Source organism: Spiribacter sp. 1M189, assembly GCF_040838345.1.
GTDB classification, from domain to species: Bacteria; Pseudomonadota; Gammaproteobacteria; order Nitrococcales; family Nitrococcaceae; genus Spiribacter; species Spiribacter insolitus.
Window position 1 is genome coordinate 606,835 of the sequence record NZ_JBAKFF010000001.1, and the last position, 15,966, is coordinate 622,800.

Annotated in this window: 18 protein-coding genes; 10 read left to right on the forward strand and 8 right to left on the reverse strand. The window is 57.3% G+C overall.

Annotated elements, in window-relative coordinates:
* Positions 1-11 precede the first annotated feature (11 nt).
* The 4 genes from V6X30_RS03035 (at position 12) to V6X30_RS03050 (ending at position 2,991) form a co-directional block, all read left to right on the forward strand.
* Entirely contained in the window at positions 12-524 is a 513-nt protein-coding gene (locus V6X30_RS03035) for an HD domain-containing protein (RefSeq protein ID WP_367983162.1), read from the forward strand.
* 438 nt (positions 525-962) lie between these two features.
* Positions 963-1,301, forward strand: a complete 339-nt coding sequence (locus V6X30_RS03040) for a hypothetical protein (RefSeq protein ID WP_367983163.1) — start codon at positions 963-965, stop codon at positions 1,299-1,301.
* The gene (locus V6X30_RS03045; RefSeq protein ID WP_367983164.1) at positions 1,298-1,996 is read left to right on the forward strand and encodes a hypothetical protein; all 699 of its coding nucleotides are present in this window, start codon (positions 1,298-1,300) and stop codon (positions 1,994-1,996) included. Before V6X30_RS03040 ends, V6X30_RS03045 begins: the two co-directional genes overlap by 4 nt.
* Before the next feature lie 92 nt (positions 1,997-2,088).
* Complete coding sequence (locus V6X30_RS03050) at positions 2,089-2,991, forward strand: cation diffusion facilitator family transporter (protein ID WP_367983165.1); 903 nt, start codon at positions 2,089-2,091, stop codon at positions 2,989-2,991.
* An 89-nt stretch (positions 2,992-3,080) separates the two neighbouring features.
* Here V6X30_RS03050 and V6X30_RS03055 read toward each other — a convergent pair whose 3' ends face one another.
* A complete protein-coding gene (locus tag V6X30_RS03055) occupies positions 3,081-3,722 on the reverse strand; it encodes a DsbA family oxidoreductase (protein ID WP_367983166.1) in 642 nt (213 codons plus the stop codon).
* A gap of 110 nt (positions 3,723-3,832) precedes the next feature.
* Here V6X30_RS03055 and V6X30_RS03060 point away from each other — a divergent pair, with 110 nt between their 5' ends.
* A complete protein-coding gene (locus V6X30_RS03060; RefSeq protein WP_367983167.1) occupies positions 3,833-4,336 on the forward strand; it encodes a beta-class carbonic anhydrase in 504 nt (167 codons plus the stop codon).
* A 295-nt stretch (positions 4,337-4,631) separates the two neighbouring features.
* On the opposite strand, the gene V6X30_RS03065 is transcribed toward V6X30_RS03060, so the two are convergent.
* The 3 genes from V6X30_RS03065 to V6X30_RS03075 form a co-directional block, all read right to left on the reverse strand.
* Complete coding sequence (locus tag V6X30_RS03065) at positions 4,632-4,910, reverse strand: nuclease-related domain-containing protein (protein WP_367983168.1); 279 nt, start codon at positions 4,908-4,910, stop codon at positions 4,632-4,634.
* A gap of 112 nt (positions 4,911-5,022) precedes the next feature.
* Positions 5,023-5,595 carry a hypothetical protein gene (locus V6X30_RS03070; RefSeq protein WP_367983169.1) on the reverse strand — a complete coding sequence of 191 codons (573 nt, stop codon included), beginning with the start codon at positions 5,593-5,595 and terminating at the stop codon, positions 5,023-5,025.
* Positions 5,588-6,070, reverse strand: coding sequence for a hypothetical protein (locus tag V6X30_RS03075; protein WP_367983170.1), 483 nt, complete (start codon positions 6,068-6,070; stop codon positions 5,588-5,590). Before V6X30_RS03075 ends, V6X30_RS03070 begins: the two co-directional genes overlap by 8 nt.
* 137 nt (positions 6,071-6,207) lie before the next feature.
* On the opposite strand from V6X30_RS03075, the gene V6X30_RS03080 reads away from it, so the two are divergent.
* The 5 genes from V6X30_RS03080 to V6X30_RS03100 all read left to right on the forward strand — a co-directional run bounded on the left by V6X30_RS03080 (position 6,208) and on the right by V6X30_RS03100 (position 10,390).
* Positions 6,208-6,459, forward strand: coding sequence for a hypothetical protein (locus V6X30_RS03080; protein ID WP_367966502.1), 252 nt, complete (start codon positions 6,208-6,210; stop codon positions 6,457-6,459).
* A complete protein-coding gene (locus tag V6X30_RS03085) occupies positions 6,459-6,830 on the forward strand; it encodes a DUF2493 domain-containing protein (RefSeq protein WP_367983171.1) in 372 nt (123 codons plus the stop codon). Before V6X30_RS03080 ends, V6X30_RS03085 begins: the two co-directional genes overlap by 1 nt.
* On the forward strand, positions 6,830-7,246 hold the full coding sequence (locus tag V6X30_RS03090) for a hypothetical protein (RefSeq protein ID WP_367983173.1): 417 nt from the start codon (positions 6,830-6,832) through the stop codon (positions 7,244-7,246). The genes V6X30_RS03085 and V6X30_RS03090 overlap by 1 nt, the downstream gene beginning before the upstream one ends.
* A gap of 93 nt (positions 7,247-7,339) precedes the next feature.
* The gene (locus tag V6X30_RS03095) at positions 7,340-8,263 is read left to right on the forward strand and encodes a metallophosphoesterase (RefSeq protein WP_367983175.1); all 924 of its coding nucleotides are present in this window, start codon (positions 7,340-7,342) and stop codon (positions 8,261-8,263) included.
* Between the two features lie 438 nt (positions 8,264-8,701).
* Positions 8,702-10,390 carry an ATP-binding protein gene (locus V6X30_RS03100; RefSeq protein ID WP_367983176.1) on the forward strand — a complete coding sequence of 563 codons (1,689 nt, stop codon included), beginning with the start codon at positions 8,702-8,704 and terminating at the stop codon, positions 10,388-10,390.
* Positions 10,391-10,930: 540 nt separating this feature from the next.
* Here V6X30_RS03100 and dndE read toward each other — a convergent pair.
* Genes dndE through dndB form a run of 4 tightly spaced genes read right to left on the reverse strand, consistent with a single transcriptional unit; the run spans position 10,931 to position 15,920 of the window.
* Positions 10,931-11,302: a DNA sulfur modification protein DndE gene (gene dndE / locus V6X30_RS03105; protein ID WP_367983178.1), complete on the reverse strand. Its 372-nt coding sequence runs from the start codon at positions 11,300-11,302 to the stop codon at positions 10,931-10,933.
* 7 nt (positions 11,303-11,309) lie between these two features.
* Positions 11,310-13,277: a DNA sulfur modification protein DndD gene (gene dndD / locus V6X30_RS03110; protein ID WP_367983180.1), complete on the reverse strand. Its 1,968-nt coding sequence runs from the start codon at positions 13,275-13,277 to the stop codon at positions 11,310-11,312.
* An 8-nt stretch (positions 13,278-13,285) separates the two neighbouring features.
* Complete coding sequence (gene dndC / locus V6X30_RS03115) at positions 13,286-14,863, reverse strand: DNA phosphorothioation system sulfurtransferase DndC (RefSeq protein WP_367983181.1); 1,578 nt, start codon at positions 14,861-14,863, stop codon at positions 13,286-13,288.
* Positions 14,823-15,920: a DNA sulfur modification protein DndB gene (gene dndB, locus V6X30_RS03120; RefSeq protein ID WP_367983182.1), complete on the reverse strand. Its 1,098-nt coding sequence runs from the start codon at positions 15,918-15,920 to the stop codon at positions 14,823-14,825. Before dndB ends, dndC begins: the two co-directional genes overlap by 41 nt.
* Between the last annotated feature and the right edge of the window lie 46 nt (positions 15,921-15,966).

Consider the following 15,966-nt stretch of genomic DNA (forward strand, 5'->3'; position numbering starts at 1 on the left):
GGAGACCCGACTTGAATCAACCGACCATTGCCGAGGCGCTTTCCGCCGCAGAGCGCCAGGCCGTTCTTGAGTACACCAGCGGCTGTTTTGTGTTGCCCGCCCACAGCCCGCATGGGCCCGATCACTGGCAGCGGGTACGCTACAACGGGCTACTGCTTGCCGAGATCACCGGTGCCAACCGGCGGGTCATCGAGCTGTTTGCCTTCTTCCATGACAGCTGCCGCGAGACCGATGGCTGGGATATCGAACACGGGCCAAAGGGCGCCGAGCTGGCGCTTGCCTACCATGGCGAGGGTCTGCTGCCGGCCAGTGAGGCGGAACTCGATCTGTTAGTGATTGCCTGTCGCGGCCATACCGTCGAGCGCACGCATGCTGATGCCACGATCGCGACCTGCTGGGACGCCGATCGCCTGGATTTGCCGCGGGTGGGGATCAAGGTCGACCCGCAGTATCTGTGCACCAGCGCCGCCAAGAATCCGACCGTGATCCGCGAGGCAGAGGCGAGGGCGGTGGGGCACCTTTAAAAGGCTCCTTCCGCCCAGGCAGCGCTGGATTGCAAGATCAAGACTTAGATGCCCAGGCGCATACCGAAGATCATGATGCGGAGACGAACGAAATCCTGCGCTGAGTGCAGCACCCCAGGCGATGTCCTCTACCGGTGTCGGTATGGGACAGGCACCGATTGGGTTTTTGTGTGTGGCTCATGTCTTGCCGAGATCAAATCAGCCCATGCCGATACGTACCAGTATGGCGGGACATGGAAGCGTCGTAAGAACTGAATCCACCTGGACAGCAACAATGCGGAGAATCTCTTTAGCGGGGATTTTCCTCGCTGCCGCCTATAGCCTCCGGGATAGTAATCTCATAAACTAAAAGCTGGCCCACTCACGGGCCGGGGGGATTTGATCCAGCTTGCCGCCCCCGCCATACCGGCAAATGCGGCTAAAGCGGAGGCGCTTCGCATGTCATCCGACAACCTGCCTTTCGATGGGCCCGACCGGGCCGTCTATGCCAACTACAACATCCGTTTCCATCCCATGCCACCGGGGCCTGATATCGATACCGTCATCGCCTGGGTGCGCGACAACGGCATTGAGGCCCGACTGTTCAACACCTTCGATGGAGGCGGCAGCAACGGGTTGATCCTCGAGTGTCGTCACGTCGAGGATCTTCTGGATTTCCAGCAGCAGTGCCTTGATGAGCATGACCGCCGCGGCTGGGCGGAAGATGCTCGGGGTGGTCATCATCCGTTCCGGATCGAGGCCGGCGGCATCACCTTCACCAGAGAGGGGGAGCGATGAGCCTGGGCAATGCACCGGACTATGCGAGCATCCACCATTACTATGATCCGGTGGAGATCTGTTTTCTCTGCGATTACCTGCGCATGCCGCGGCCGGATGCGCTTAAATCGCGGCAACTCGAGGTCCGGCTTGATGATCGGGCCGGTCAGAGCCCGGAGGGGTTCATCCGGCCGGTGATCGGCGCCGGGGGTTCGGACATACTGCTGATCGAGAACTGTGTTGCCCGGCTCGCCCTCAATGCGATCGAGGATCGCCTGCCACAGTGGTTCGCGCGCAGGGACGATGGCGAACTGGTGAGCTCCCGCGAATCCCAGTCCGCGCGCTCGACCGGTGTGCCACTGCTGCCGACCTACCTTTTCAGCATCAACTGGGCGAGCACCGGCCCGGGCCTCGACTGGCCCGAGGACTATCACATGGGCTATCTGCCCGGCTTCGACGTGCTCGTGGTCACCGCCTCGCAGCCATCAACCGATGTCTACGCGTACCACGACCAGGCCATCGGCTGGTTTCCGGCCGCCGGTGATGTCGAGGCGGGCATCAGGGCGATCATCGTTGACTGGTGGCGGGCTCAGGCCTCATGTCTGCAGGAACGCTGGGAGGAGCTGACCGGCGTGGGGCTGATCAACGGCGACGCGGAGCGCTGGGCGGATGAGGTATGGTTCGAGGAAGAAGAGGAAGAAGAGGAAGAAGGCTGATCTTGGGCGAGGCTGACGTGGTCTGCGACACGATATGACGTAGGGAGGCGGTGGCGACGCGCTCCGGGTGACTACGTTAACGTCAACATCTGATGTCACACGATCATAGCCACGACCATAGCGCGCATTTCGCCGCCCATAACCGCTCCTTCGCCATCGCAGTGGGGCTCAATACGCTGTTCGTGGTGATTGAGGCGGTTTACGGCGTGATGGCCGGATCGCTCGCGCTCATCGCCGATGCCGGTCATAACCTCAGCGACGTCATGGGGCTCACCATGGCCTGGGCGGCCAGCTGGATGGCGAGCAGGGCCGCCACCAACGCTAAGACCTATGGCCTGAAAAAGACCACGATTCTGGCGGCGCTATTCAATGCGCTGATCCTCATCGCAGCGGTCGGCGGGATCACCTGGGAGGCCGTGCGACGGCTGACGGATCCGGCCGATGTCGCCGGGCTCACCGTTATCGGGGTGGCGGCAATCGGGGTGGTGATCAACGCCATCACCATGCTGCTGTTCCTCAAGGGTCAGCGGGGGGATATCAATATCCGCGGGGCATTCCTGCATATGGCCGCCGACACGGCGGTGTCGGTTGGTGTTGTGGTCTCCGGCACGGTGCTGGTGCTGACCGGGCTCGCCTGGATCGACCCCGTAGTGAGCCTCGTCATTGCGGCGGTGATCTTCATCGGCACCTGGCAGCTGCTCAAGGATTCGTTAGCGCTTGCCATCGACGCCGTGCCCCGGGGCATTGATCCGGCCGCGGTACGGGCCCGGCTCGAGGCGCTACCCGGTGTGAGCTCCGCCCATCATTTACATATCTGGGCGCTGAGCACGACCGAGAACGCGCTCACCGTCCATCTCGTCAAACCCGATCCCGAGGGCGACGACAGGCTCCTCAACGTGGCTTCGGCCCTACTGGCCGAGGACTTCAACATCCAGCACACCACCATCCAGTACGAGCGGGACCATCGACAGTGCCCGACCGGTGGCGGTTGTTGAGTGATCGCGTGGGCGTCATGAAGCCGATAATCGTTCGCGATCCTGCGCATGCGCGCCCAGGGCCATTTTTGGGAATGTGGCCTGCATCGTTAGGTGTCGGCGATCTGTCGGATCGCATCGGCGAGGCGGTCGGGCGGCTGAGCGCCCGAAATCAGATAGCGTCCGTCGATGACAAAACCCGGCACGGCACTGACGCCTGCCTGCATGAATCGTTGCTCGGCCGCCCGGACGGTCTCGGCGTAGCGATCGGAGCGGGCGACGGCCTCGGCAGCTTCACCGTCCAGGCCAACCTGCTGCGCCGCCTCGCGCAGGACCACCGGATCTGATGGGCGCTTCGCTTCACCGAAGTAAGCATCGAAGAGCGCCTGCTGCAATGCGGTTTCGCGGCCTTGTTCCGCGGCCCAGGCGAGCACGCGGTGGGCGTCGAACGTATTGTGCGCACGACGCGCCCTCGCACCATCGAAATTCAGGCCAAGGTCGCTGGCGAGCTTGATCATTTCGTCCTGAGTGCGCTCAACACTGTCGGCGTCCTGGCCGTATTTCCGGCATAGATGATCGAGTATCGGCTCACCTTCGGGTGGCATGTCCGGATTGAGCTCGAACGGCTGCCATGCGAGCTCGACTTCGATATCGCCGTTGAGTATTTCCAGCGCCTGTTCAAGGCGTCGGTAGCCAATCGCACACCACGGGCAGGCGATGTCAGAAACCAGGTCGATTCGAAGGTTCTGCATGATCTATCTCCTTAGACGCGCCTGGAATAAGCGGATGAATACTCGGTATTACTGGCCTGAAACGCTGGCTGATACGCTCGGTAATTCAATTATTTCAGGAACAGATCGCCATGAGTCGAGCCGACGAGTTTATTGAAGCGAACCAGCAGTACGCCAGCCAGTTCACGCAGGGCGACCTGCCCATGCCCCCCGGGCGCCAGGTCGCAGTCGTCGCCTGCATGGATGCCCGCCTCGATGTCTATCGCCTGTTAGGTCTCGGCCTCGGCGAGGCGCATGTCATCCGTAATGCGGGCGGCGTGGTCACCGATGATGTTGTCCGGTCACTCCTCATTTCGCAGCGTCTGCTCGGGACCACGGAAATCGTCCTGATCCACCACACCGACTGCGGCATGCTGACGTTCAAGGATGACGCGGTGAAAGCCGATATCGAAGAGGAGACGGGCCATCGGCCGGCGTTCGCGCTCGATGCATTCGATGACCCCCATGCGGACGTCCGCCAGTCGATTCGGCGGTTAAAAGCCGTCCCGTACCTGCCCAATCGTGAGGCTATCAGTGGGTTTGTCTACAACGTCGGTAACGGAACGCTGGAGTCTGTGAGCGAGTCGTCAGACTGATGACTCGCGGGCGCTCGGTGCAGCGGACGATGCGGGGTCTGAGTGCCGGTCTATCGCTATAGCCGCCCGGTGCCGCCGAATGCCCCTATTTTCGAGGGGACCATGCGAGGTGTCCCGCGGCGCTGGGCCAGGACCGTCTGCGACACCATATGACGCCACATGCCACTAGGGTGGTGCTGGCAGGGAGCGCCCCGGTTTGTGAAGCCGGATTCGGCCAGGGAAGGCCACCCTGTCCCGATCAAGGGACAATACCACTGCTGGCGGCCTCGCTATTTGCGGGCCCGCTGCATCGCCTTCAGCCAACCGCCGCCTGGCCGGCGTAGCGAATGCCCAGGTCGTCTTCCGCCTCCTGCAATGACCCGTTCTTTTGCTCAATCAGCACGACATCGCCGGATTGATTGACGATGACGAAGTCGATTTCGCCGAATGCCTGCCGACGAGGGGTGAGATCGGCGACGTGGCGGCTGTAGAAGACGGTGTAATCGGCAGAGAGCTCGTCAGCCAGGCGCTGGAGTGTCGCCAGTTCGGCCTCGGAGGCACCGCCGAGCCTGAGTTCGGCGATGTTGGTTGGCATGACCCGCGCCTTCCCCAACGACATCCTTGAGCTCCCTTTAACGCCGACCATGGCAGTGTCTTCAACCTTGAGCCCGCAGCCCGCCAGGGCGCAAGAGCTCATGCGGATCGGACTAGACCCGGGTCAAGGCACTGCCGACCCGGACGGCGCTTTGCAGCGTCTCGAGTGGCTGCCCGTCCAGGTCATACCGGCGTGCGTGGTCCGGGGTGTAGTTGATGATGAATCCGGTGACCGGGCCATAGAGGGGGATGCCGTTCGGGGCCTGATCCTGGCAGTAGGCGACATAACCCTCGGTGGGCAGGCCCGAGGGGAAGGGCAGACGCAGCCGTGCCGGGGCATTGATGAACCCCGCCATGGCCGTGGAGCTCGGCTGGCTGCGTGCAGTGGTCCAGACGGCATGGGGTTCGAAGCGGGCGCGGTAGTCCGCTTCGGCCTGCGCCTCGATGGCCTTGCGGGTGGCGCGTGCAGCATCCGCGATGTCCGTCACGGGTAGGCCCAGTGCGCCGGCGAGGCGCTCGCAGAGGTTGTCTTCCGGCAATGCACCGGCCGCCGCGAACGCATCGAGCCGCCGCAGCGCCTTGCTCGGGTTACTCGGGCTCAAGCGCTGGCCGATATCGCCGCGGGCTCGTCGCAGCGCGGCCATGCGATCACGCACCAGTTGCTCGAGGGGCGTTCGCTCAGGCATCGGCGGCCTCCCTTGCGTTTTTGGTGCCGTTGGCCTGCTGGGGCACACCCGTGGCGAGTCGGAAGAAATAAAAGCGCCGGTCGATGAGCTGGCAGTGATAGCCACGGATGCGCCGGGCGAGCAGGGCGCTTACACGGGCGTAGATGGCGGCTTTACGCGTCGTGTTGGGTGAGATGACGAAGTAGCTCGGCCGGGCGCGGTTGATCCAGCCGTTAATGCGCCCGCGCACAGCGCGCATCAGCCGGAAGGCATTGATGCCGGTATCAATATCGTCGAATAGCTCGATACCCGGCACATAGTCTTCCCATTTCTCAAAGGGATCGTATTCGCGGTAGAGATCGAATAGGTGGCCACGGCCGGGGATATGTCCGCCGGTAAGGGCGAGGGTGATCTCGCCTGCCTCACGCAGGACAAGGACGTATTCAAAGCCGTCGACCTTGAATTCATGACGCTCGATGGATGGCATACCGGGCATGGTTTTGCCTCCTTTTCCGCCAGGGGGGAGGATGAGCGGTCATCGCCCATCGCGATAGAATCGTATCCCACGGGTGCGACAGGTCCTGTCGGAGTTGCGCGTTACGTTACGCGTTCCGCTTGCAATGAGGTCCGGCTATGACATCGCCCATCCAGTGGTCTGACACCCTGACAAATCAAACGCGCCAGGCGCTCGAGAGCCATGGACTGGATATGCCTGGCTTCGCCTGGGAATACATCAACTTTAAAAACGCCGATGGCGGCTACGGACTGATGCAGATTGACGAGCTGCTCATGGGCCGGTTCGTGATCACCCGCCGCGAGACAGACACTGTGGAGTCCTTCGATACGCCGGACGCGGTCATCGAAGCAGGTTGGGTGCTCGACTGATGGCGGATCCCAGGCTCAAACGTATTGCCGTGATCGGCTCCCGGGATTTTGATGACTATGCACGGCTGGAGTCCGTGCTTGAGCCCCATCTGCCCGCCGTCCTCGTCTCCGGCGGCGCCCAGGGCGCTGATGCGCTCGCCGAGCGCCTGGCCCAGGAGCGCGGGCTGACCATCGACGTCATCCGCGCCGACTGGAATCGCTACGGCCGGGGAGCCGGCCCCATTCGCAATAAACAGATCGTCGAGTCGGCGGATCTCGTCATCGCCCTCTGGGATGGCAAGTCCCGCGGTACGCGTTCGGCGCTGGCGCATGCGGACAAGGTGGGTGTGCCGATGGAGTTCCACCACCCCGACGGAACGGTGACCGATTGATGCTGACCCCGGCCCACTGGATCGCGCCGGATGGCGAGCGCCTCGACGTACGCACTTCGCACATTGCGGCCGTCATTGCGGACCCGGCCCGCTTTGGCGTCACCGAGGCGTGGTTGCGAGCGGTCTATGCCGAGTACGGCGAGGCCGAGCGTTTTGGCTGCGAAGGCCGTGCACGCGCGGCCGTCATTCGGTATCTCGTCACGGCGGGCTGGATTCGGACGCGGCAGACCATCCGCCCGGTCACCTACTGGAGCATCACGGTCTATGACCTGGACGCCGAAACACGCCAACGACTCCAGGCCTGGGTGGATGACGGACTGGCGGCCGACTGGCTGAAAGCCGCCAGCGAGCTGCGCAGTTATTTCATCTCGGATGACAAGACCTCGATCATGGAAGCCGCCGAGCTGAAGGGATGAAGCGGCGTTGCAAGCGACCCGGTGCATGCTGGGGTAGCGGATGAGGTCAACCGCTAGTACCGTAAATTCGGACGGACGGCCAGGGAGTAGGGCATGTACGACATCATCGGCGACATTCATGGGCATGCCAGCCGGCTGGAGCAGCTGCTCGAGAGGATGGGCTACGAGCGGGATGCGGACAGCTGGCGGCATCCGGATCGCCAGGCCATCTTTGTTGGTGACTTCATCGATCGCGGGCCGGAGCAGATCGCGACCTATCGCCTCGTGCGATCCATGATCGACCGCGGCGCCGCGCTTGCCGTCATGGGCAATCACGAGTTCAACGCCGTCGCCTTTAAGACGCCGCACCCGGAGCAACCCGGTGAGCGCCTTCGACCGCACAGCGAAAAGAACCGCAATCAGCATGCGGCCTTCCTCGACCAGGTGGGCGAAGACAGCGCCCTGCACGACGAGATGATCGCCTGGTTCAAGACGCTGCCGCTCTACCTCGATCTCGAGGGCCTGCGTGTGGTTCATGCCTGCTGGCACGATTCGTCGCTCGAGACGCTGAAATCCCACCTGGATCGCCAACAGTGCCTGCATGCGGATGCCTGGCCCGATGCCGCCCGCAAGGGCACGGATGCCTATAACGCCACCGAAACCCTGCTGAAAGGCCTTGAGATCCCGTTGCCGCCGGGTGAGCGCTTTCTGGATAAGGACGGCCACGAGCGCCAGCACATCCGAACCCGCTGGTGGGGTGAGGGCGCGGGCACCTACCGCTCCGTCGCAATGCTGGATGACGCGACGCGCGAGACACTCTCGGAGGAGCCTGTTCCGGGTGACGTGTTACCTGGCTACACCGACGAAAAGCCGGTCTTCGTCGGGCACTACTGGCTGCGCGGGACACCCGAGCCCATGAGCGACCGAGTGGCCTGTCTGGATTACACCGTCACTGAGCCGGCGCCAGAAGGGAAGTTGACGGCGTATCGGTGGAGTGGAGATAGGAGCGTAAATCGTGAAGAGTTTGTTTGGGTTTGAATCTATGCGTTACTTATTGCAGTAGAACCGGCGATGCTTTCCACGCTAACGGTTATCGGTTCGGGTATCCGCACTGTCGAAGGGATATTATCAAGACCCCAACGTACTAGCCGAAGCCTATTTCCGCCTAGATAGGACCTTAAAATATAGAGTTATTCTTGAGAATTTAATTCGTTCTGTTCAGATGGGGTCAAGTGTCACTCGCAGTAAAGTCGAGTTCATGACTCAACCACATAAACATAAAAACCCTTCACCAAGAGTCCGCCTCGACAGAATAGCCAGATTTTTAAAGATAGGATGTTTACCTTATTGAATATTTGCTAGCGTTTCACGACTACCTTGGCGAATGTCGACGAATCCCTCGGGTCGAGTATGCCGACGCAGTTTGGCTTCGCTACTCCATCAGCAACTTGGCCCATGATATAAAGGAAAATTGAAGTGACTGGATTTACCGAGCTTAACATAAACCCAGACCGGATATTAGAAGCGGTTTCAAAAATTGGTTATCGTCCGCCAATTGCCTTAATGGATATAATTGATAATTCAATTGCAGCATTCGCAAATAAAATTGATGTTATCCTGGATCTCGAAGAGGGAAAAAAATTTCATAATCGATCCGCAATTAAACGATTTATACTCGTCGATAATGGAAAAGGCATGACAAATGCTGAAGTCCAGACGGCGCTGGACATCGGGTCTAACGTGAAGTATCCACCACATTCCTTGTCCAAGTTTGGGTTAGGTCTTAAGTCTGCAGGGCTGTCCCTTGGTGACCGTATATATGTAGTGAGTAAACAGGATGGTAAACTGACAAATGCCAAGTATATAGATAGAGAGGTGGTGCGTTCTGAAGGTTCATACGGTCTAGTGGAAGAAAGCCCTGAACCTCGCTTTGCTGATCTCCTTACGGATTATCAGTCCGGGACTGTGGTTGTAATAGAAAAGCCCGCGAAGCCACAGGACTCACCGAAAAAAATCATTAACGAACTCGATGAGCGAGCTGGAATTGTCTACTACGAAAAGCTCGGCTGCGAGGGTGGGGTCGAAATAAAAATAAAGTGCGGCGATGATGCCTGGACCGTTAATGGATTTGATATCCTTTGCAGCGAAGAAGCAAGGAATAGTTTTGATCCCGATGTGTACGACCCAAGATACCCGGTTCTAGCTATCGATGAAGATCTCGATGACCCACTCGATCCAGAAAAAAGCCCCCGCATAAAAGTGCGTGCGGCAATTTTTCCGCAGAATAAAATGGGAAATTATCCAGGATTTTCCGTGGAGGAAAAAAAGAAGATTAATTCATATAAAATCAAAAGGGACACGTCAGGAGTTTTTGTTTTCCGTAATGGGCGCGCAATTCGGTGCGGAGACTTGCTTGCTGGAATCACGAAAGACGACATAGGTTTTCGTGTTAAAATCAGTTTGCAAGATGAGCATGATGACTCTTTCCGTATTGACGTTTCTAAACAGAATGTCGAATATCCGGAAGAATTTGAAGAAAACTTGAAGCGCCTGTTTCGCGTACCGCTCGGTCAGGCGAGAGAGGCGTTCAAGATCTGTAGGCGTTTGTTGGATTCCGGAGACGATGCTGAGGGTCACGCTGTAAGCGAAAGGCTTGAAGACTTCGATGAAGATGCGAGTGATAGCGAGAGTGATGTCCCGCCCGGTGAGCAAGAGATAAGAGAGCGGGATCTCGTTGATAGCAGCAAAGCGGAGCAGGAAGAGGAGGTTGTGGTAGATGAAAGCGAGGATAATATTGCGGAAGTAAATTCGGGGGAGCGCGCAGAGACGGAGGAGTCCGAGTTCGCAAAAGTTCGTTATTCTGAAACCGTAACTGGGTCATATTTATATCGACCCGGTATGGACACGTATCACGGCACCTTTGTGCGTATCAGTAAGTCGCACCCCTTTTACGATACAGTATTGTCACAATTACCGGCAGCAGATACGACTCGGCAGTCTGTAGAAGCAATCATCTTTATCTTGGCGTCTGTCTATAATAGCTTGTATAAGACCGAGTCGAAAGTTACTACTGACGATTTAGAGAGACTGTTGAATAAGCATTCATTGGAGGTTTCCCAGCGATTGGAAAGATGGATTCTGCAGAACCAGGATTTATTTGAGTAGATCATGATCGTAGAAACAGGCATCCTTTTTTTGCGAAGGACGGTTGATCCTACGATTTATTTTATTCTCGTCGACGCGTATATATATATCGGGGAGACGATGTCCTTTCCGGCGCAGAGGTGGGGCGCACACGTCGCTCCGGGTGGGAGCTTAAGACAAAAGCTTTCTGCGATAGATACTAATTATGTTGACTGGTGGGAACCTTTGCGGTTCATCTCGTTCTCTTGTGCGGAGGAGCTGAGTGATGTCAAGGATAGTCAAAAGAAAACGGCACTTAAAGCAGTCGAACATCAAGTCCACTGTGATCTCGGTAGTAGGCCAAGTCAATTAATTCGGAGGGTGGAGGTTATTTCCGATACGGAAAAAACGGCCCCGCGGTTTTGGAGGGACTGGGAAAGCACACGCATAATTTCCCATCGTATTATTGAGGGATTGGCGTTGGTATTGGAGAATGAAGATGGTTAATAAATTGCTGAATCGGTATATCATTTCGATTATCCGGGCTTCGAGAAATTTGGTGGCCAGGCTGTGCTCTTTATGTTAGAAATATGGGAGCATTGCCATGAGATTTGGTAATGTCGGCTTGCTATGCGACAACATGAAAACACCACGGTGTATATGTGTAGTACATAGACTTATTGCGTTCCTTGACTCTTGCGCGATGGGGGTCGCATTCATGCGGTTCTTTATTAAGGCATAGATACAAGCTTGATGAGGTCCACAGAAAGTCTCCCATGTCATTTCCACATTACTCATCGGGCCGAGGTCAAAGGTATGGATAGGTGATTTGTCTTTTAACGAGGTGCAAAGGGCCCATCGGCAGAGAATGTTCCACTGTTGTATCTTTGTAGTGCGCTTCAGCCCAATTAATTGGCGCTTCCCCTGTTCGCTAATGCGGATGATGTCAGACATTCCTCAATCAGGCTCCAAAGTATCCGGTTTCGATATGTGAAGTCGCCCTTTCCTCACTGTACTGTATTGTGATGGCTTTTGAGGTGTTCGTCCTTAGGGCGGCATATAGATCTCCGTTGATCTCTTCGTCCGTGGAAAGTAGCAGGGACTGATGGCTTGCCATGGGGAAGTAGTTGTCGACGAGAGTTCGCCGGTGCAGGCTATCCAGCCGACCCAGGGGTGTATCGATCACCGTGGGTAAGGCGCTCGTTGAAGCCTTGGCGATAGACCACACGAGGCCGACGGCTAGTAACTGGCGCTCGCCGGCGGACAGTCGGTCCGGTGTTATCGGCCCCCCCTCCTGGTCCTTGAGAGTCAGCTCGAGTGTCCGTGGGTGAATTGTCACGCCCGTAACCAGTCGCTCTTTCCGGTATAAGAGTTTTAAGCTTTCCAATAGAAGGGTTTCTAGTCGATTAATATGCTGAGCTCTGAGCCGGTCATTAAATTGACTTAATATGGTTTGAGCGGCTTCTCGCTCGGTGAGGATACGCTGTGCTGTTTCATCCGCGAAATCGATCAGGGCCTTGTCACCCATTAAGTTGCTGATCTTGCCCTCCATCTCCTCAATTTCTCGCTGGACTTTCTCGATTTGCTCTTTTGTGGTCGCGATTTCTACCATTAGGCTCTCGCGAGAGGCCTTTTTGTCGGCCAGGTCGCGGCTGACGAGTTGCACGTCTTCCGTTTGCGGCAGCCCAGCGAGCGTACGCGTCGCACGTGTCTGTCGTTCCGTTGCGGCTTCGTGAGCGGCGTGTGCGTCCCTGGCCGCATTTCGAAGCTGATCGAAGTACTCTTGATCATACTTCGCGAGTTCGGAATAGGGTATGCCGATGGTTACCTCCGCGTTTATGCCTTCAGCCCGTCGGGTTCTGTCAGAGGTAATAAAGTCCTGAATGGCTGCGAGCGTGTCCTCATCGATGCTGATGGATTCCAGATAGGCAGTTAGCGCCTCGTCCCTCTCTTGTAGTACATCCAGTATTGCTCCATCGCGTTGCGCCGCTTCCTCTTTGGCGGCCTGTTCTTGGCAGTCTCTTAGCTGCTGTTCAACCAGCAGCAAGGGTAATCCTCCAGCCGCTAGCTCACGAAGTGCTTGCGATGAGGCCTCGACTGCGGTGTCCGCCGCTTGCTTCTCCTCTTCGAGCTCAGACTGCCGCTCATATAGATCGCCGCCGATGGATTGGAAGTGAGCGCTGAGCTTGTTGATCTCCTTGCTTACTATATCGAGGTCCTTTTGAGATACTGCTCGCCGTCTTGTCAGCTGTTCTCGCATCCCCTCTAAGTGGGTGAGTTCCGCTCGGGCCTGATCGATGTCCGCGTTAGCGTTCTTGTTGCCCGTTGACTTTATACGTCTTTGAGCGACTACATCCAGATCCTTCTTAAGCTGGTTGACAGTATCCAGTCCGAGTAGAGCATCTAATCCGCTGCGTATAAGCTCTGATGCATTATTGGGGTCAGCAAAATATTCGATCTTTTCTCCGTCGAAAAAGAACAACTCGGCTAGCCTGGTTGGTATAAACTCGTCGACGTGTTCATACCAATTTTCAGAGTAAACGGGGTCGAGCTTGCCATCCCTCGTCACTTCAAATTGTTCTTTTATCCCATCACCTGCCTGTCGCCAGGTCCGCATTATGCGGATCGTTTCAGGACGGTTTGCAGCATAACGGGTGAATTCGAGTTCGACTGCAGCGCCCTCTGCCGGATCGGAGTAACGATTAATTGCCCTTTTGAGGAAAGCATCATATCCAAGCGTCCCTCGGTTAGAGCATCGAGCGAATTTGCCGTGCAGGGCCAATTGCAGAGCATCAAGGATGGTAGTCTTGCCGCCGCCATTCAGGGCACCAATCAGGACGATTGGTTTGTCTGGCTCTACACTGAGGTCGAGCGTGTGCCGTCCTCTATAGATACCGAAGTTGTGGAGTGTGAGTTCTTCGAAGTACATAAAAGGCTCTAAGGCATCTCGTTAACAAGCTCAGAGAAATAATCGGGATGGCTCCCTGCAAGCTGTTCCCGAGCCGAGTCAAGCGCCTCTTTGCGCCTCAACGCGAAGGCCTCAGCCTCCGCTTCTGTCGTAAATGCGCCGCGCTCCATCGCTTTATCCAGGGCTTTAAAAAGGCCAGAGCGCCGCGCCATAGTGCGATGGCGTTCTTCAATGTGTAGAAGCTCGCGGATTAGTTCGAAGCGAAGGCCCTCGGGGTCCTCGTGTTCTGTGCAAACTTCCTTGAGCAGTGCCAAGGCCTCGGTGGAGAAGGCGGAACCCTCGCCGAGATTTCTGCCAGCGTAAGGTTCGCCTGTCGCTTCCTCGTAAAGGGAAGGTAGCCGGTCCTCAATCTCATGTTTCTCGACCACCCAGATCCTGCGGATTTCCTCGAGCTCAGCAAGCGAGATACTCTCAAAGTCTTTCACCATTTCAGGGGCTTCCCCGCGATGTGCAGCCTCTCGCACTTCCTGTTGGGAGTGCAGCAGGGCCTTCAATAGAGTCTCCCGGTAGTACTGCTTATAAGGTCCGTGCACGAGTCGTCCGTTGTGGACCATGAGTGAACCGTTCATCTTGCGGAAGTCTCGATGTTGCCGGTCTTCCTTGGTGTCAAGATATTTGTTCCGGAACTCCATAAGAGGTGTCATCCACTCCTTCTCGTGGTCGTTCTGGATCATCGCTTCCATTGATTTGTCCTGCTCGACAAGCGTGCAGACATAGCAACCGAAGCGGCTGTCTCCGCAGCTTGGCGTGCTCGTGTCGACTACCAGGGGGCACTCGCCGTCTTCCGTCGCGCCTTGGTACATCCCAAGCAGGTCTTTGTTGCGGTATCCCCAAGGATTTTTCACCTGCATCAGGTACTGCCATACGTCATCGTTCGTCCACTCGCCGATCGGGGTGAATACCCAGCTCCGATCGAGATCTCCGTGGCGGCTGAGCATCTCCCGGGTACTACCTTTTTCATACTTCGCCATATTGGCGGCGCGAGCGGCGCTCTCTGCCTTCCTTGTGCCCAAGACAAGGATTGCTTCGCCGTTTGACTCAACGACTTCGTTGATGAAACGGTTCGACGGGTTAATCTTGAGACGGCTCGTGCACCAACGGAACTTCGGCCTCGGTGCCGGATAGCCGCGGCCAATCAAATTGACCCAGAAGCTATCACTCGGGTCCGGCGTTAGCCGATGCGCCTGGATCGGCATGCCCTGATCTTCGCTCGCTGTGCGGACTTTGCGCAGCGAGTTCTCCACCCACATAGCTACAATCGGGTTTTCAACCAGAGTGTCTGTACTGATGACATGGATCGGTTTTTGGCGTTTTTCGCTGGGAAGCTCGGCGATGGCGTGCCATACCACTTGAAGGGTGGCCGTCGAGTCCTTGCCACCGCTATAACCGATCACCCATGGGATATCGTCGCTGAGGTAAAGCCCTCGGATCGCTTCGCTGAGCGCGTCGATTGAGGTCTGCAATCCGGCTTCAAAGGCCGTCTTGCGGGGAAGTGCAGAGACAGGTTCAGTCGACATAATCACCTCGCTGGAAAGCGGCTTCGGCACGGGCTTCCTCCGGGGAAAGGTCGAGCCCGAAGCGGTTCTTAATCAAGTTGGTGGTCAGGGTTACGTTGTGAGACCCCTTCTGGACGCGTCCGCCGATCATGGCTCTGCCTTCCCAGAGATAGCCATTACTACGGGCCCAGTCGACGTCCTTGAGCGGCTTAAGGCGCTCTCGCCAACCATTGGGGTGCTCAGCCAGCAATTTGCGGCCCGCGGTCCCAAGTGCCTGTAGGACGATCGAGTGTGAGTGTATGAAGTCCCTTCGGACCTCTCCTGCAGACATCTTCGACTGCCGGACGTAGTGCCACTCCGGAATGTACTTGGCGATTTCGTCCCAATAGGCCTGACATGCAGCGGCCGCCGATTCAACAGAGTCAACGTTCTCCGTGCCCTGAAGGGAGCTGCAGGCGGAATAGATAGCGCTCAGCGTGAAGAGCTTCCGTGACCGAGCCGACAAGGTCGTCTTTTCCATCTCGACGACGTCTTTGAAGGCATCTGATTCCATGGCAACGTGTTTGGCTACTTTGGCCATGTTGTTCCGATGGTCGTATAGCAGCCCGAGTGACCGGCTTGGCTTGACGGCATAGCGGTTGAGGTCAGCGAACATCTGCTGGCACCGTTCGAGGTTGCGGTCCAGGAAAAACACCACCGCGATGGTCTCGTCCGCGAGTGTTGGATCCTGTTTTAGAGCCTCTTCGACCGCCTTCCGTCTATGCTGCCCATCATTGACGATAAATCGGCTCTGCATGTCGACATGGAGTGCCCCGAGACGGTTTGCTTCGCCCTCATCGCCGACGGCGTTAAACCGCACATCACCATCGATGGAAGCCGTGAGCGCGGAGAACACGTAGTCTTCCCGATTCTCCAGCAGGTAACGTGTCATCTCGGGGATGCGAGAGTGGTTGAGCGTGCGCTGCGCCCGTAGCTCTGGCACAAGCTCCTCCTCGTCGAAGAGGAAGATTTTTGGGATGAGCCGCAATGGGCACATCGACACATAGTACTCACGCCCGGCCTGCACGCCACGTATGGAGGGGAAGACGTACTCGAAAGAAGCATCCATGCGTTGGTCCCGTGTTTGTATGTATGTTTGTATGATAAAAGCTGAA

Bases quoted from the DNA above. Each gene is read 5' to 3' on its own strand.
- V6X30_RS03040 (WP_367983163.1), top strand. From the start codon at position 963: ATGTCATCCGACAACCTGCCTTTCGATGGGCCCGACCGGGCCGTCTAT.
- V6X30_RS03045 (WP_367983164.1), top strand. From the start codon at position 1,298: ATGAGCCTGGGCAATGCACCGGACTATGCGAGCATCCACCATTACTAT.
- V6X30_RS03050 (WP_367983165.1), top strand. From the start codon at position 2,089: ATGTCACACGATCATAGCCACGACCATAGCGCGCATTTCGCCGCCCAT.
- V6X30_RS03055 (WP_367983166.1), bottom strand. From the start codon at position 3,722: ATGCAGAACCTTCGAATCGACCTGGTTTCTGACATCGCCTGCCCGTGG.
- V6X30_RS03060 (WP_367983167.1), top strand. From the start codon at position 3,833: ATGAGTCGAGCCGACGAGTTTATTGAAGCGAACCAGCAGTACGCCAGC.
- V6X30_RS03065 (WP_367983168.1), bottom strand. From the start codon at position 4,910: ATGCCAACCAACATCGCCGAACTCAGGCTCGGCGGTGCCTCCGAGGCC.
- V6X30_RS03070 (WP_367983169.1), bottom strand. From the start codon at position 5,595: ATGCCTGAGCGAACGCCCCTCGAGCAACTGGTGCGTGATCGCATGGCC.
- V6X30_RS03075 (WP_367983170.1), bottom strand. From the start codon at position 6,070: ATGCCCGGTATGCCATCCATCGAGCGTCATGAATTCAAGGTCGACGGC.
- V6X30_RS03080 (WP_367966502.1), top strand. From the start codon at position 6,208: ATGACATCGCCCATCCAGTGGTCTGACACCCTGACAAATCAAACGCGC.
- V6X30_RS03085 (WP_367983171.1), top strand. From the start codon at position 6,459: ATGGCGGATCCCAGGCTCAAACGTATTGCCGTGATCGGCTCCCGGGAT.
- V6X30_RS03090 (WP_367983173.1), top strand. From the start codon at position 6,830: ATGCTGACCCCGGCCCACTGGATCGCGCCGGATGGCGAGCGCCTCGAC.
- V6X30_RS03095 (WP_367983175.1), top strand. From the start codon at position 7,340: ATGTACGACATCATCGGCGACATTCATGGGCATGCCAGCCGGCTGGAG.
- dndE (WP_367983178.1), bottom strand. From the start codon at position 11,302: ATGTCTGACATCATCCGCATTAGCGAACAGGGGAAGCGCCAATTAATT.
- dndD (WP_367983180.1), bottom strand. From the start codon at position 13,277: ATGTACTTCGAAGAACTCACACTCCACAACTTCGGTATCTATAGAGGA.
- dndB (WP_367983182.1), bottom strand. From the start codon at position 15,920: ATGGATGCTTCTTTCGAGTACGTCTTCCCCTCCATACGTGGCGTGCAG.